Genomic DNA, 16,273 nt, shown 5'->3' with positions numbered 1-16,273 from the left:
TTTTTGTTAATTAAGTTGGTAGATATTTTTCATAGTTTTTACTGTAAAAAATTGGCTACCTTATTTTCAAGATCTTCAAGATTGAATGGTTTAGCAACATAATCATCGGCCTGTGCCTGCTTTGCCAACGCTACAATATCGTTGTTAGCCGTCACATAAATGACCGGAATGTGCTTAAATTCCTCATGATTTTTCAGGAGTTTTGTTGCTTCCACCCCACCGATTTTTGGAATCCAGTTATCCATAAGAATAACGTCAGGCTTATATTGAGCCACTCTCTCCAAAATATCATGTGAGGTTTCTGAAATTTCCACCTGATAACCATTTTCTTCAAAAATGATGCTGATCACTTCAAGGATAGTGGTGTCGTCATCAAAAATCAGGATTTTCTTTTTGTTCATATTCTTACGTAGTTGTTAGGGATTACTCTTTTTTATTTATATAGTTGATTGATATATGTTGGCAGATCACCTGGCTTGATGATCATATCATAGGCTACTTCTTCAACGGCATGTCTTGGCATATAATCTACTTCAGCTGTCTCAGGATCCTGGATCCATACTTTTCCGCCGTTTTTTTTAATGTAGGAAAGTCCTTCCACTCCGTCAGCATTAGCACCTGACAAAAGGACTCCGATAAGATTTTCCTGGAAGATCTCAGCTGCCGATTTGAAAGTAACATCAATTGACGGACGTGAATAATTCATTTTTTCGGAACTGTCCAGCGACATTGTTTTTTTATCTTCAAAAAGCAGGTGGTAATCTGCGGGGGTAATGTATATTTTATTAGATTCAATTTCTGTTTTATCATCTATTTCTATAACTTCCAAAGGGGTAAGCTGCTGAAGCAGTGCCTGAAGAATATTATTAGAATGTGCTTTACGATGCAACACCAATAAAATGGGCACGGCTATTTTATCGTCAAGTTTTTTGATCATTTCAAGAATGACCTGAAGACTTCCTGCAGAACCTCCGATGATTATCAATTCTGTTTTTATATTTTCTTTTTCCAATATCATTAATTATGATCCAATTTTTTCCATATTCGCTGATCGTCGACCTGATGATAATTTTCATCTAATTTAGAAAATCTTAGTGTTTCTTTCGCTCCTAATGCTAAAAAACCTAAATTTTCTAAACTATTATCAAACAATCGGAAAACTCTTTCCTGCAGGCCTCGATCAAAATAGATCAGAACATTTCTGCAGATAATCAGTTGAAAGCTGTTGAAAGAGCTGTCTGAAACCAAATTATGGGTTGATAAAATTAATTTTTCCTGTAAGCTTTTGTCAAATTTTACACTGTCATAATTTGCAGTATAATAATCCGAAAAATCTTTTTTTCCTCCTGATGCAATATAATTTTCAGAATATAATTTCATTTGCTGCAGTGGAAATACTCCTGATCTTGCTTTTTCCAATACGGAAGGATTGAGATCTGTTCCGTATATCAGTGATTTATGGTAAAGGTTGGCTTCTTTTAACAGAATCGCTATAGAATAAGCCTCTTCCCCTGTAGAACAGCCCGCTACCCATATTCTTATCAAAGGATAAGTTCCCAGCTGAGGCAGTATTTTTTCTCTTATAGCTTTAAAAAATAGCGGGTCACGGAACATTTCCGTCACGTTTACCGTAATTTCCTCGATGAAACGTTTCAGATATTCCGGATCATTGAGAATGGTATACCGAAGCTCGGCAAAGCTGGTAAAACGGTCGATAAGGCAGATGCGATTTACCCTGCGTTTGAACGACGCCCTGCTGTATTCGGAAAAATCGTAGCCATACATATCATAAACATCTTTAATCAAGTATTCTACCTCCTCATCTTTTATGATACTAGGCTCCAGCATTTACGGTAATTTATGTAGTGCTTTAATTAACTGATCCACATCTATAGGCTTTGATATATAATCATTCGCCCCTGCATCCAGGCATTTCTGTCTGTCTTCCGGCATCGCCTGTGCGGTCACGGCAATCACAGGCACTTCGCTGATGGAAGGTGTCTTTCTTATTATTCTTATGGCTTCATAGCCGTCCATTTCGGGCATCATCATGTCCATAAGAACAGCACTGAACTCATTATCCTTATTCAGAATATCAATAGCTTCCTGGGCCATTGTACAGCTTTCAATCTGATATCCCTTTGATTTAAGAGTCAGCTTGAGGGCAAATATATTTCGCGGATCGTCGTCCACTATTAAAACTTTTTTATTCATCAGAATTTTAGCTGTTTAAATTTCATATAACCAAACTCTTAGCAAGGACAATAATTGATCTATATCCACAGGCTTCGAAATATAATCTGAAGCTCCTGCGGTAATGCACTTCTCACGTTCTCCGATCATCGATTTTGCGGTGATGGCAATAATCGGTAATCTCGTAAACATTGGCATTTTTCTGATCTGCTTTATCGTTTCGTAGCCGTCCATTTCTGGCATCATCATATCCATCAAGATAACATCTACATCAGGATGTTCTTTTATCTGCTGTAAGGCGTGTTTTCCGTCCATGGCAACCACCACTTCCACCTTATATTTCTCCAATGCTTTTGTCAGAGAGAATATATTCCGTACATCATCGTCGGTGATGAGTATTTTCTTGCCACTCAATACTTCCGTTAAAGACCCTAAAGTTTTACTTCGCACCGTTTCAATAGAGTTGTTTTTTTCCTCAACAAGATGTAAAAACAAACCTACTTCATCCAGAATTCTTTGGTAAGAATGTGCCGTTTTTACTACGATGGAATCAGCATACTGCTTTATTTTTAGTTCTTCTGACTTAGACAAATTCCGTTCCGTAAATATGATGATCGGAAGATTTTCCAGGCCATCATAGCTCTTGATTGATTCAATGATTTGATATTCATCTCCTTTTAAAGATCCAATATCCAGAATTACACAGTCTACGTGATCGGCCGTAAGAGCTTTCACACTATCTTCCACGTTATTCTCTACCGATAATGAAATATTGAAATTACCTAAGAAATAAGACAGTGCGCTGGCATGCTTTGCATTTTCTTCAACAATTAAAACTTTTTGTGGAGATTTGCTGAGTACTTCTTCAATCTTTCTAAATACTTCAGTCATCTTATCAAGCGCTACCGGCTTGTTGATAAAATCAATAGCACCTTTCATAAGACTTTCCTTCTTCACATGCAATACGGACATCATATGTACCGGGATATGCTTGGTTTTAGGATTTGATTTAAGATCATCCATTACCTGCCAACCATCTTTTACAGGAAGCTGGACATCAAGTAAAATAGCATGCGGACGGTATTGCAACGCCGCAGAAAGACCGTAATCTCCTCTCACAACTACTACTGCTTTATAGTTCTGCATGCGTGCATATTTCAGTAATGCTTTGGCAAAGTTAATATCATCTTCGATGATTAGAATTACTTTATCGCCGTCCTTAATACTTTCTCTGTCATCTGCGACATTTTCAGGGATTTCCAGCGTGATATTATTATAATATTCTTCTTCTCCGTCATCAAGGATATTTTTTATTTCCACGACATCTTCACGGATGATTTCCACAATATCCTGATCTGTCTCTATATGCTCAATTTCAGATTCAGCAATCGCTTTTACCGGAATAATCAGGCTGAACTCACTTCCTTCATTAACCTTACTTTCTAATGTAAGTTCACCACCCAGAAGTCTCGCAATTTCTCTGCTGATCGAAAGACCAAGACCGGTACCCCCGAATTTTCTTCTCGTAGAACCGTCTGCCTGTTGGAATGCTTCAAAAATAATTTTCTGCTTGTCTTCCGCAATACCAATTCCTGTATCTTTCACAGAGAAAATGATGAAATCTTTCTTTTTTGGATCTTTTTTAATATTTAGATTAATGCTTCCTTCTCTTGTAAACTTTAATGCGTTTGACAATAAATTTCTTAAAACCTGATCAACCCTTAAACGGTCGGTTTCAATTGTTTTATCTAGATCATTGTCAATCTGTACATTAAACTGAAGCCTTTTTTCCTGGAAGATAGGATTAAACAAGCTTTTTAGATCTTTCACAATATCACCGATTGGGACTTCCTGATATTCAAGCGTCATTTTACCGGATTCAATCTTCGCAAGATCCAGGATCTCATCAATCAACGTCAGCAAACTGCTTCCGGAACTCTGAATAACTTTTGCTGATTCTATCTGATCTTCGTTCAGGTTTTCTTCAGGATTTTCAGCCATCAGACGAGACAGCAGAAGAATTGAATTCAGTGGTGTGCGCAGTTCGTGAGACATATTTGCCAGGAACTCCGATTTATATTTTGTACTTAAAGCAAGCTCTTCAACTTTTTTCTGGATCTCATTATTCCGTTCGGCGATCAGGTGATTCTTTTCTTCCAGTAATCTTGAGCGTTCTTCCAGTTCTGCATTGGCCTGCATCAGCTCTTCCTGCTGCACTTTCAGTTCCTCCTCGGAAGCCTGTAACTTCTGAGTCTGTGCTTCAAGCTCTGTATTCAGGTTTTCAAGTTCAGAATGCTGTACCTGAAGCTCTTCAGATTGTGCCTGGGTTTCTTCCAACAGCTGCTGTTCTTTTTCACGACTTTTAGCGGCACTTAGTGCAACACCAATATTTCTGGTACATTCGATGAAGTAGTCAATTCTGCTTTCATCAAAATTATGGGTAGATCCTAATTCCAGAACACCTATGATGTTACCATCGGCAAAGACAGGAAGCAATAAGATTCCATAAATCTTTATGGTGCTGCTTGCAAATGTCACAACAAAATCATCTTCATGAAGATTGTTATAAACCTGGGTTTTCTCACTGATGAAAGTCTGACCAACCATCCCTTCTCCCGGTTCAAAAACCTTTTTCATATTATTTTCAAGACCGAAAAAAGCTTTCAATTTCAGCAAACCTTCATCATACATATAAAGTGACCCATTAATGCATTTTCCATATTCGATGATTTGGTGAAGTGCATTATCTGAAACTTCCTGTACAGATTTATTGCCCATTAATGATTCATTAAGTAAGGCTAATCCTTTCTGGCGCCAGTCACTGGCATTTATTTTATCAAAAGATATTTTCAGGGATTCGGTCATGTGATTTAATGATTCTGCTAAATCTCCAAGGTCATCCTGAGAATTATCGGTGGCCCGTTGACTGTAATCTCCGTTGGCTACTCTGTTGGCAATCTGTTGGATAGCGCTTACGCGTCTGCTGATCTCAATATCTTTATTCTGAAGTGCTTTTTCAAGCTTATCTCTTCGGATAAGGTCTGCTCTTAATTTAAGATAAAAGAATGTTGTAACAACAATCGCGGCAATGGCAGAAAATAGAATGAATAAAACAGTCGTATTTGAGGATCTGTTCAGATCTTTATTTTTCAATGCAAGCTGAACTTCTTCATATTGTACGAATTCCTGAACAATCTTCCGGCATCTGTCCATATAGATTTTGCTGGAAAGGACTTGTTCCTGAGTCATTGCAATGCCTTTCTTCCTGTTGTCTACAAAGTGTTTCAGATTTGAAATATTGGTATTGACATTTCTTTCAAGATCATGAAGACGACTGAGCTGGCTTTTATCAGTTATGTCTAAATTTTTAGCACTTTCAATAGCTTTAGGAAACTCGATCAGGCTTCGGTTGTATGGTTCAAGGAAATTTTCTCTGCCTGTAAGCTGATAGCCTCTGTTACCCGTTTCGGCATCGAGCAATGCAACTAATACATCCTTTACTGCGGTAATTGCTCTGCGGCTTTTTGAAAGGCTCTCCCGGTTATCCATCTGTTTTTGTATACTTACATATGAGGCAATTGAGCTCGCAATAAGGATAACTAAAGAAAGTCCTACTCCAAACTGAAGATTTCTTATGATTTTTTTCGGCATTGAAATTAATTTAATGGTAATGTGAAATAAAACGTAGATCCTTCATCTACTTTACTGGAGACACCAATATTTCCATGATGCTGTTTGATGATTTCTGAACATATGAATAAACCTATTCCCATGCCCTGGAATTGCAGCGAAGATTCTTCTACGCGGTAAAATTTGCGGAAAACGGCTTCTTGTTTGAAATCAGGAATTCCGATCCCGAAATCAGTGACATTTACTTTCACTTCCTGCTCTTCTTCGTCTACAAAAGTGGTTACAATAACCTGATTGTTTTTAGGAGAATATTTAATAGCGTTTGTTAAAAAGTTGATTAATACCTGTTCTATACGAATCTCATCAAGTGGAATAAGAATGTCGGGCTTAATACCGTCTCTTTTTATTTTAACACGGTTTTCATCATGGGTCTGAAGAATGGTATCAATGGCATTGCTGATGACATTTTCCAGATTGGTAGGTTTTTTATTGATCTTTAATTTACCGTTTTCGATCTTGGAAACATCAAGCAAATCGGTAATCAATGTATTGAGTTTTTCGATCTGATCCTGAACTTTGGTAACAAAACCTGCTTCGGCACTTTCTTTATCAAGTTTCAATTTCCTTTCCAGAAGCTGAACGTACGCCTTGATACTCGTTAAAGGTGTTTTTAATTCATGGCTTGCAATACTCAGGAATTCATCCTTTTCCTTTTCAACTTTTTTCTGATCATCAATATCTGTAAAAGTACCTACCCAGTTTTTAATTATATCTCCGTCATAGACTGGTGTGACACGAAGAAGATGATATCGGTAATTTCCGGATTCAATATTTTTGATTCTGATTTCCAGCTCCAGGGCGGTCCCTTTTTTTCTGCATCGCTCAAATTCTTCTCTGATATTAAAGTCATCAGGATGAGTTTCCGGAAATTCTTTTGCCGATTTAGAGTATTGATACCATTTGCAATTCACAAAATCTACAGTACCTTTTTCCGTAAGGGTGAAAGCAATTTGCGGCAGAGATTCCAGCATCAGATGAAAATAATCAATCTGAGACTTCATAGTCACCTGAGATTCTCTTCTTCCTTTTACTTCCAGTTCCAAGCTCTGCTGCGTTTTCTTCATCGCGAGATTATGCTCCTGAAGGTTGTAAAATGTTTTTACTTTCAGCAAAAGAATTTCAGGATCTACGGGTTTTGTTACATAATCCTTCCCTCCTGATGCATATCCACGGGTAATAAATTTCTTTTCCGTATTTACGGCGGACAAAAATATAATGGGTACTTCTTTTGTTTTGCTGTAACCTGCGAGTGTTTCTGCAACCTCAAAGCCGTCCATGTCAGGCATCTGTACATCTAAAATAATTAAAGCATAATCATTTTTCAGTGCTTTTCCCAATGCTTCCTCTCCAGAATCGGCTGTATCTACCTGAAAATCTTTTGATTCCAGCAGTTTTTTCAGGGAATAAAGGTTGCTCTGGTTATCATCAACAATTAAGATCATAGAAATTTAAAAATCAATAATTAATTATATTTAGTTTAACCTCAAAAATACTCACAATATTCCGAAAAACAGTAATGTTTTCACGATTATAAATACACATACCACATTAATATGATTATATTTTTAAGGCTAAAAAAAATTTCTAAACACGCAGCAATATTTATTCCACTAAATCAATCTTTTAGAAATAATATTAACAAAAATTAAAAAGATACCACATATTTTTCTTTCAAGATTATAATTCACGGCACAGTGTTTGAATAAAGATTGACAACACTTTTTCACTTAAATATATACTTTCAATTTTTAAACCTCTGTATTTTCAGAGGTTTATTGTTTCATATCTAAAAAATACTTTAAGCCAATATTTTAACTTCTAAATTGTTGTTTAGCATCACTCTGGCTTTTTATTTAAAAGCATTAAGTATTTTGAAGATCTCTAAACTTACCGAATAATTGATAATAACTTTATCACAAGGATCACAAGTAATTTGTTAAACATAAGGTTTTATTGCCTATCTTTATGATCTAAATCATAATGAACCCATAATTCAGATGATTGTTTTTACATTATAGTATGTGTTTTATGTACTGTATAACAAAATCACTACATTTTTATGTTAATTGAAGAAGAACTTTTACTTTCTTACGGTGCAGAAATAGAAGATTTCAAACCCTCGTACATCATTTTTGAAGAAAATAGTACCCCAAAATATTACTATCAGATAATAAAAGGCAGAATAAAACTTAATCATTATAATGATGAAGGCAAAGAACTTATTCTCGCTATTTTGGGTAAAGGATTGAGCGTATGTGAACTTTTATTATTTATAGATGAAAAATATCCTGTCAATGCTATTGCATTTGAGGAAACAACCGTATTAAAATTACCCAAATCAGATTTTGTGCGGCTTCTTGATGAAAATCAGCAGACTTCCAGGGATATCAACAAATTCTTGTCAGAACGTCTTTATCAGAAGTATATTATGCTCGAAAACAATGCTTCCCTACGTCCTGATGTGCGGATAAAAGGTGCTCTTAACTATCAGAAAAGTTTCAGTGATGACGGCTCCAAATTTTCTTTTGAAGTACCGCTTACAAGACAACAGATCGCATCCATAACAGCTTTACGGGTAGAAACAGTAATCCGTACCATTAAAAAACTTGAAAAAGAAGATTTTCTGAAAATTATCAACCGGAAAATTTATATTTAATTTAATATTTTTCATTCTGTGTTGACTGAATTGTTTTTAAATTCTGAACTTTGCATCAGAAAATAAAAAAATGAATTGGATTATCTTAATTATTGCCGGACTGTTTGAAGTAGCCTTTGCATCATGTTTAGGAAAAGTGAAAGAAACTTCCGGAACGACCATGTATCTTTGGTTTGCCGGCTTTCTCATTTCCCTTACAATCAGTATGCTTTTGCTTATTAAGGCGACACAGACATTGCCCATCGGTACTGCGTATGCGGTCTGGACAGGTATCGGCGCTGTAGGAACTGCTTTAATGGGAATTTTCTTTTTTAAAGATCCGGTGAGCTTTTGGAGAATATTTTTTATTATAACGCTGATTGGCTCCGTTATCGGGTTGAAAGCAGTTTCTTCACATTGAGTTTAAATTTGAAGAAATTAATTTTAGTATCTTAGTAACAAAATTAATAACTATGAAAAAAGCTTTACTATTTCTACTGTCGGGCGTTTTAATAGCTGCACAGAATACCTCCCAATTACTGAATACCAATTGGTATATTTCACAGATCTCAATAGGAACCCAAGCAACTACAACTCCAATTATGGATCAATCACTTCAGCCGTCTGAATTCATGTTTGTAAGTGATAATTACGTTTTCAATTCTAAATATTTTAATTCAAGTGTTGTGCCTATTACATTTTCTACAGCAGCAGACTCATTTTCGAAAACAAGTTCCGGAGGATGTACACTGTTAGATTATTGGGGAAATAATATGGCCGCTGTACAGACCTATGACCAGAAGAATTGTGACTTTTATGGAAAGCCTATTGGTCATGTGTTTAATTATCAGGTTATTCCAAATGGTTCTGGTAAAACACTTATTATTACAGACAGTGCAAACGGTGATAAAATTTATTACAACAGCTTTTTCTTAGAGAACAAGGAAGTTTCCGGAAAAGATTCTTTTTTGATTTCACAAAATCCTGTTAAGGAAAAACTTATAATGAAAAATTTAGAAAAAGGACTTTCTTTTCAAATCATAGATGTCGCGGGGCATGTGATTTTTGAAGGAAAAACTTCAGGAAAGGAAACTAGTATTGATACAGGTAGTATTGTTAAAGGTCAATATTTTTTGATTGTGCAAGGAAGAAAGCCTCAGAAATTTATCAAAGAATAAAAAAACGTCTCCATAATCGGAGACGTTTTTTATTTTTTATAAACCAAAGGCAGAATTTCATTTTTTCTCAGGCCGTATTTTATTATTTCGTCATCAGAAAACTGTTGTGAATAGAAGTTGATTTCCGTTTCAAAACCGGCTTTCCGCAGCCTGTCAAAGTAATCCATCCCATACCATCGGACATGATCATATTGACCGAAATGCTTCTGACGTTCCTTTGGATCTTTTATTGTAAAATCCTCATACGTTTTTTCAAGAGAATTCTTCATAGGAACCTGCAGAATGCCCCATCCGCCGGGCCGTAATACCCTATATAACTCACTCATGGCCTTTGCATCATCTTCAATATGTTCCAAAACATGATTACAGAAAATAATGTCAAAACTTTCATTTTCGAAAGGAAGATCCAGAATGTCTGCTTTCACATCAACAATAGGAGAAAATAAGTCAGCAGAAATGTAATTGAGATTTCGCATTCTCTTGAATTTCCGAAGAAATTCCTGCTCGGGAGCGATATGAAGAACTTTATAATTTTTAATGAAAAATTCGGTTTCATTTTGGAGATACAACCACATCTGACGGTGTCTTTCCAGGCTTAAAGTACCCGGCGACAAAGCATTTTCTCTTTGCTTTCCGTAGCCGTAAGGAAGAAATTTTCTGTATGATCTTCCATCGATAGGATCAACAAAACGGTCACCTTTAAAAAGCTGATAAATCAGAGGTCTCGCCCAAATGCTTATTTTAATCAGCATAGGACGTGGAATTTTATTTAATAAAAGTTTAGCAACCTTTTTCATTAAAAATCCAATTGAAAAGCTTTCTCTTCATCACTTTCAATACCTAATGCATCATAAATATACTGGAAGGTCGAAAGCAATACTGGTTTTCCGTTAATTACCGCCACATCATGTTCAAAATGTGCTGAAGGCTGATTATCAAGAGTTGTAACCGTCCAGCCATCATTATGGAATTTTACTTTTTCGGTACCCAGATTGATCATCGGCTCAATAGCGATTGTCAGTCCGTCTTTAATCACCTTTCCGCTTCCCTGTCTTCCATAATTAGGAACCTGCGGATCTTCATGCATTTGTCTTCCCACTCCATGTCCTACAAGTTCTCTTACTACCCCATAGCCTTCTTTTTCACAGTGAGCCTGGATGGCATGAGAAATATCGCCGATTCTTTTTCCTCTGATGCATTGCTCAATACCTTTATAAAGTGATTCTTTAGCTACTTTTAGAAGTTTTTTGGCTTCCGGTTTTACTTCACCGATTTCAAAAGTATAAGCATGATCTCCTACAAAACCATTTAAAACGGCACCGCAATCCACGGATAAAACATCTCCTTCTTTAATTTCCTCTTTACTTGGAAAACCATGAACAACCTGCTCATTTGGTGAAATACACAATGAATACGGAAATCCTCCATATCCCAAAAATGCAGGCTCTGCACCATGATCTTTAATGAAATCATGTGCCAGTTTATCTAAATACAAAGTGGTAATTCCCGGTTTGATTTCTTTCGCCAACATTCCTAATGTTTTGGAAACTAACTGAGCACTTTGCTTCATAAGACGTAATTCGTCTATTGTTTTTAATTGAATCATTTTTTAATTATAAAATGTAACAATATAACAGTATATCAGTGTAACAATGTCCTGTATATTCTGATTGGTAGATTGTTATATTGGTAAATTGTTACATCGGATATTCTACCAGAACAATCCTTTTTTCTTTTCTTTTTTAAGTTTTGAATATGCCAAAACCTCTTTTCCTTCCACACGGAATTCTATTCTTTCCTGAATAATGTTATAGATTTCACCCCAACCTGGAAAACCTCCCAGATTCCTGTCATCGATAAACCAATCAGCATCAATTTTTCTTGATTGATTTTCAGAATCAAAAATTTCACCTTCAAAACTGGAATTCACGGCATAAAATTCAACACCGTGCTTTTTGCAAAATTCTACAGCTTCGTCCAGTGTTTTCCCATGACGGTATGTCCAAAGTATCAGTCTGTATCCTTCAGCCTGAAGTTTTTTTAATGTTTCAAAAGCAAAAATTTTTGGTTTGCCAATCGCCGGATAAGTATCATCAACAATAGTCCCGTCGAAGTCAACAGCAATTTTTTTATTATTCATTCTGTGAATTTGTTTTAAAAATGCAAAGATACAAATAAAAAGAGTGCCAGAAATAATTCGGCACTCTTAACTTTTATAATTTAAGGTTGAAATTAACTTTTTACCCAGCTGAACTGGAACTGAAGGTCAGGCGTTGAAATCCTGTCCGTAATTTTCTGAAGTCTTGAAGGAAGTTTCATCAGATATTCCTGAGCTTTTTCCGCTTTTTCATTAAGACCTTTTACGTGTTCAATTTTCCACTCATCCAAAAGATCTTTCAGAATATTGATATAATCCTGTCCTGTATACACCATGCATCTTTGTGCAGCATCTGAAAAATGTCCCCATAATTCTCCTGCTTTCTGCCCTGACTGCCTCATCATGTGAGCAGGCATTACAATTTTCTTACGCATCATATCTTCAAAGGCAAGGATCATTTCAGAAGGATCGATCTCAAGAATTTTGGCTACAAAATGCTTGTAGGCTTTTGCATGTCTGGCTTCATCTGCTGCTATTACACCACACATTTTAGCCAGTTTCCCGTTACCGGATTGTTTTGCAAGAGTTCCTACTCTTCGGTGGGAAATATTGGTAGCGGTTTCCTGAAAACTTGTATACACGAAATTTCTGTACGGATCCATACTTGTTCCTAAGTCGAAACCATCGTTGATAAGATATTGAGTCGTTACCTCAACTTCTCTCATATTCACTCTTCCGCAAAGATAAAGATACTTGCTCAGAAGATCTCCGTGTCGGTTTTCTTCAGCGGTCCATGCTCTTACCCAATGTGCCCAGCCGACTTCTCTCTGCTCCTGGTCAACACCATCTACGCCCATCAGCCATGATTCGTAAGAAGGTAATGCTTCTTCCGTAATACAGTCTCCGATCAAGGTTACAAAAAGATCGTAAGGCATTTCCCGTGCAAATGTCTGGATCTCTTCCAGATCATATTTGAATTCAGTGCTTGAAGGATCTGGAAGATAATCGGAAGGCTGCCAGATCTTTTCGATTGGCGTTAAAAATTTATCCAGAAAAGAGCCCACTTCCTTTTCCAAAATTCCCATTACTTCTTTCCTTACAAGCTTTTGATACATTTTTTAAATTTAGGTTTAATTTGCAAATTTAGAGTTTTATTTATTATTTAAAACATAATATTCTGTTAATTCTTCTGATATTAGTCATAAAAAATTGCCGTCATAATTATATAACGGCAATTAATATTTAATATTCTCTTATTAGCTCACTAATATATCTCCGGTCATAATTTCAGGAATTTCAATTCCCATGACCTTTAAAATGGTTGGTGCTACATCACCCAGTTTGCCTGGTTTCAGATTCCAGGTATGATCTTTATCCATTACAATAAAAGGAACAAGATTCGTGGAATGCTGGGTATTCGGCGTACCATCCGGATTGATCATGACATCAGAATTTCCGTGGTCGGCCAGAATGAAAACGGCATACCCATGCTCATAAGCGGTTGTCGCTACTTTTTCAATACACTTGTCTACCGTTTCTGCCGCTTTTACTGCCGCTTCAAAAACACCTGTATGGCCTACCATATCAGTATTTGCAAAATTTAAACATACAAAATCTGCTGTTTCGTTTTCAAGTTCCGGAACGATGGCATTGGTAATATCGTAGGCAGACATTTCAGGTTTAAGGTCGTATGTAGGAACATCTTTCGGACTCGGGCAAAGTAATCTTTTTTCCCCGTTGAAAGGTTCTTCTCTTCCTCCCGAAAAGAAGAAAGTTACGTGAGGATATTTCTCTGTTTCTGCAATTCTGATCTGTGTTTTTTGATTTCTTTCTAAAATTTCCCCCATGGTTTCATGCAGAACCTCTTCATCAAAAACTACGTGTACATTCTGGAAGGTTTTATCATAATTCGTCAGTGTCACATAATACAATGGCAGCTTTCTCATGAAATATTCCGGGTGGTCATGTTGTGTGAGGACCTCTGTGATTTCACGACCTCTATCTGTACGGAAATTGAAGCAGATTACCACATCATGATCAGTGATTTTAGCTACGGGAACAACATTTCCGATGGCTGTAGAATCGATCATAATGATCGGTTTCATAAACTCATCAGTGATATTTTCGTCATACGACTTCTGAATTTCCAGTAAAGCATTGGTCGTCTGAGCTCCTACGCCTTCTACCATGGCATCATAAGCAATTTTCACACGCTCCCATCGCTTATCCCTGTCCATGGCGTAATATCTTCCCACTACGGAAGCCAGTTTACCCACTGTTTTTTCCATATGCTGCTGAAGATCTTCAATAAATCCTTTTCCGGAATGCGGGTCACAGTCACGGCCATCAGTGAAAGCATGAACAAAAACGTTTTCGTGTAATCCAAATTCATGGGCAGCGGTTAAAAGACCTTTCAGGTGATTGATGTGAGAGTGAACTCCACCATCAGAAACAAGCCCTATGAAGTGAAGTTTTTTGTTTTCTCTTTTAGCATATTCAAATGCATCCTGAATGACTTTCTGTTGACCTAATGAACCATTTTCAACAGCCATATTCAGCTTTACAAGATTCTGGTAGACTACCCTTCCTGCACCGAGGTTCATGTGTCCTACTTCAGAATTTCCCATTTGCCCTGCAGGCAATCCTACGGCAAGTCCACTCGCTTCAAGCGTAGTATGTGGAAAATTTTTAAGACAGTTATCTATAAATGGAGTGTTTGCTTTGTCAATGGCTGAAACGTCCGGATTCATTCCCAATCCCCATCCGTCAAGGATGGCCAATATTGCTTTTTTTGACATTTTGTATAAACTTTTGTATTACAAATTTATCTATTTTGAAATGAATTGAAGAATTGAAGGGCTTAAAATTTGTTTAAAATCAATTTCCGCAGAACTTTATAGAGAGAAAGTTTAGATAAATATTTATAATTTTGCGATATGGATTTAAGAGATCAACTAAAAAACCTTTTTCCTGAACATGAGGAGCAGGATTTTGAAATGCCTGAAGAAGAATTTAAGCAGAAAGAACCTCTGGTGTGCAAATTTGAGAAGAAAGGCAGAAATGGTAAGCCCGTGACCATTGTTGAAGGCTGGGAAGGAAGTGAAGAGGAACTTAAGAAAATATCGAAAAAAATAAAAACCACCTTAGGAATCGGTGGTTCAGAAAAGGATGGGACGATCATTATTCAGGGGGATAATCGTGATAAAATAATGAATATCCTTAAAGAAATGGGGTATAAAACCAAAAGAGTTGGTGGATAGGTTTGCTTTAGTAGATAATTTTGTTTCAAACGCAAGGATCGCAAAGATTTATTTAACTCTGAGTATTTATTGCGTTTGCAAGGGCACTTCGTTCAGCAAATGATAATAGAAAAGAAGTTTTTGCGGTTTAAATTTTAAGAGTATCCGTATTTGATTACGTTGAAGTCTCTAGTTTCACTTGATTTTAAGTATTCTGCTATCATTTGCTGAACGAAGTGCCTTCGCGATCGAAATGTACGCAATCATTTCAACTTAAATCCTTGCGCTCCCTGCGTTAAAAATATATTCCAATATTTTTCAAAAATAAATCTGCGTCTCCGGCATTATTTTTTTCAATCTTTCAATGGTTGCTTTTTCCATCGGATTTCCAGTTAATATCAATGTTTTAAGATTTTTCAGCTTTGAAAATTCATTGGGGAGATCTTTCAGATTATTGTTTGCCAGATTCATGCTGACAACGTTCTTCAGTCTTTTTATTTTGGGAGAAATTTCCTGAATATTGTTCTGACTGACATTTAAAAACTCAAGATTTTTTAATCTGAATAATCCGTCAGGAAGTTTTCTGATGGAATTCTGCTGTAATTCCAGGTATTTTAACTGTTTCGGAAATTCCAGTTCGCCCAGATCGTTTAGCTGGTTGGCCGCAAGATTTAATGATCTTAAATTTTTAATTTCATCAAGATCTTTCGCAATAAAACTGATCTGGTTTCCCTGTAGATTAATTTCTTCCAGACTCGGTATTTGTAATAATGCCTCCGGAAAAATATTCAGATTATTAGCATCCAGATGAATGACTTTTAATTTCCGGAGTTTTGAAAGATTAGGGTTAATGCTTGTCAGACTATTCAGATTAATCGAAAAACTCTCCAGTTTCTGAAGTTCTGCAATCTCATCGGGAATGTATTTGATGCTGTTTTCATTCAGATTTAATATCGATAATTCTTTCAGCTTAAAAATAGACTCATCCATTTTCTCAAACTTATTTTCCATTACATTTAAAAAGAAAATAGAATCCAGCTTCTGAATTTCGGAAGGAAGATTAAACATCGTTTTCCCACGGAAACTCATGCTGTATATGGTTTTCCCGCTTTTCAATGCATCATCAATATTGGTGTAAGTAGGATATTTCACTGGATCAATCTGCGCTTTTACCAGTGAAAGGATAAGTAACGAAATAGAAAAAAATAACTTTTTCATAGAATAGAAAAAGCTACCGGCA

Annotated in this window: 16 protein-coding genes; 4 read left to right on the top strand and 12 right to left on the bottom strand. The window is 36.3% G+C overall.

The genetic code is table 11. The features are described 5' to 3' along the window. Positions 1 to 38 precede the first annotated feature (38 nt). From BMW64_RS06345 to BMW64_RS06320, 6 genes are read right to left on the bottom strand one after another with little or no spacing between them, the layout of a single operon-like run. The gene (locus BMW64_RS06345; protein WP_042721135.1) at positions 39 to 401 is read right to left on the bottom strand and encodes a response regulator; all 363 of its coding nucleotides are present in this window, start codon (positions 399 to 401) and stop codon (positions 39 to 41) included. Positions 402 to 433: 32 nt separating this feature from the next. Next, complete coding sequence (locus BMW64_RS06340) at positions 434 to 1,018, bottom strand: chemotaxis protein CheB (protein WP_089999167.1); 585 nt, start codon at positions 1,016 to 1,018, stop codon at positions 434 to 436. Beyond that, on the bottom strand, positions 1,018 to 1,848 hold the full coding sequence (locus BMW64_RS06335; protein ID WP_089999166.1) for a CheR family methyltransferase: 831 nt from the start codon (positions 1,846 to 1,848) through the stop codon (positions 1,018 to 1,020). Before BMW64_RS06335 ends, BMW64_RS06340 begins: the two co-directional genes overlap by 1 nt. Beyond that, positions 1,849 to 2,214, bottom strand: a complete 366-nt coding sequence (locus BMW64_RS06330) for a response regulator (protein WP_177175245.1) — start codon at positions 2,212 to 2,214, stop codon at positions 1,849 to 1,851. A gap of 15 nt (positions 2,215 to 2,229) precedes the next feature. Further along, positions 2,230 to 5,844, bottom strand: a complete 3,615-nt coding sequence (locus BMW64_RS06325) for a response regulator (RefSeq protein ID WP_089999164.1) — start codon at positions 5,842 to 5,844, stop codon at positions 2,230 to 2,232. A gap of 5 nt (positions 5,845 to 5,849) precedes the next feature. Then, a complete protein-coding gene (locus BMW64_RS06320; RefSeq protein WP_089999163.1) occupies positions 5,850 to 7,325 on the bottom strand; it encodes a hybrid sensor histidine kinase/response regulator in 1,476 nt (491 codons plus the stop codon). A gap of 617 nt (positions 7,326 to 7,942) precedes the next feature. On the opposite strand from BMW64_RS06320, the gene BMW64_RS06315 reads away from it, so the two are divergent. The 3 genes from BMW64_RS06315 (at position 7,943) to BMW64_RS06305 (ending at position 9,696) form a co-directional block, all read left to right on the top strand. Continuing rightward, positions 7,943 to 8,539, top strand: coding sequence for a Crp/Fnr family transcriptional regulator (locus BMW64_RS06315; RefSeq protein ID WP_089999162.1), 597 nt, complete (start codon positions 7,943 to 7,945; stop codon positions 8,537 to 8,539). Between the two features lie 70 nt (positions 8,540 to 8,609). After that, positions 8,610 to 8,939 (top strand): DMT family transporter, encoded by a 330-nt coding sequence (locus BMW64_RS06310; protein WP_089999161.1) that lies wholly within the window; start codon positions 8,610 to 8,612, stop codon positions 8,937 to 8,939. A 52-nt stretch (positions 8,940 to 8,991) separates the two neighbouring features. Next, the gene (locus tag BMW64_RS06305) at positions 8,992 to 9,696 is read left to right on the top strand and encodes a T9SS type A sorting domain-containing protein (RefSeq protein ID WP_089999160.1); all 705 of its coding nucleotides are present in this window, start codon (positions 8,992 to 8,994) and stop codon (positions 9,694 to 9,696) included. 29 nt (positions 9,697 to 9,725) lie between these two features. Here the strand turns inward: BMW64_RS06305 and BMW64_RS06300 are convergent, their stop codons facing one another. The 5 genes from BMW64_RS06300 to gpmI form a co-directional block, all read right to left on the bottom strand. Next, the gene (locus tag BMW64_RS06300) at positions 9,726 to 10,493 is read right to left on the bottom strand and encodes a class I SAM-dependent methyltransferase (protein WP_089999159.1); all 768 of its coding nucleotides are present in this window, start codon (positions 10,491 to 10,493) and stop codon (positions 9,726 to 9,728) included. Next, a complete protein-coding gene (gene map, locus BMW64_RS06295; RefSeq protein WP_089999158.1) occupies positions 10,493 to 11,302 on the bottom strand; it encodes a type I methionyl aminopeptidase in 810 nt (269 codons plus the stop codon). Before map ends, BMW64_RS06300 begins: the two co-directional genes overlap by 1 nt. A 105-nt stretch (positions 11,303 to 11,407) precedes the next feature. Further along, complete coding sequence (locus tag BMW64_RS06290) at positions 11,408 to 11,836, bottom strand: BT0820 family HAD-type phosphatase (protein ID WP_089999157.1); 429 nt, start codon at positions 11,834 to 11,836, stop codon at positions 11,408 to 11,410. A 92-nt stretch (positions 11,837 to 11,928) separates the two neighbouring features. Further along, complete coding sequence (locus BMW64_RS06285; protein WP_089999156.1) at positions 11,929 to 12,909, bottom strand: acyl-ACP desaturase; 981 nt, start codon at positions 12,907 to 12,909, stop codon at positions 11,929 to 11,931. A gap of 141 nt (positions 12,910 to 13,050) precedes the next feature. Next, complete coding sequence (gene gpmI, locus BMW64_RS06280; protein ID WP_089999155.1) at positions 13,051 to 14,592, bottom strand: 2,3-bisphosphoglycerate-independent phosphoglycerate mutase; 1,542 nt, start codon at positions 14,590 to 14,592, stop codon at positions 13,051 to 13,053. Positions 14,593 to 14,730: 138 nt separating this feature from the next. On the opposite strand from gpmI, the gene BMW64_RS06275 reads away from it, so the two are divergent. Continuing rightward, positions 14,731 to 15,054 carry a translation initiation factor gene (locus BMW64_RS06275; RefSeq protein WP_089999154.1) on the top strand — a complete coding sequence of 108 codons (324 nt, stop codon included), beginning with the start codon at positions 14,731 to 14,733 and terminating at the stop codon, positions 15,052 to 15,054. Positions 15,055 to 15,351: 297 nt separating this feature from the next. On the opposite strand, the gene BMW64_RS06270 is transcribed toward BMW64_RS06275, so the two are convergent. Continuing rightward, positions 15,352 to 16,251 carry a leucine-rich repeat domain-containing protein gene (locus BMW64_RS06270; RefSeq protein WP_089999153.1) on the bottom strand — a complete coding sequence of 300 codons (900 nt, stop codon included), beginning with the start codon at positions 16,249 to 16,251 and terminating at the stop codon, positions 15,352 to 15,354. Positions 16,252 to 16,273 lie beyond the last annotated feature (22 nt).

This window comes from Chryseobacterium taichungense (assembly GCF_900109935.1).
Lineage (GTDB): Bacteria > Bacteroidota > Bacteroidia > Flavobacteriales > Weeksellaceae > Chryseobacterium > Chryseobacterium taichungense.
Note: the sequence above shows the minus strand (reverse complement) of the source record. Positions and strands in the feature narration are given on the sequence as shown.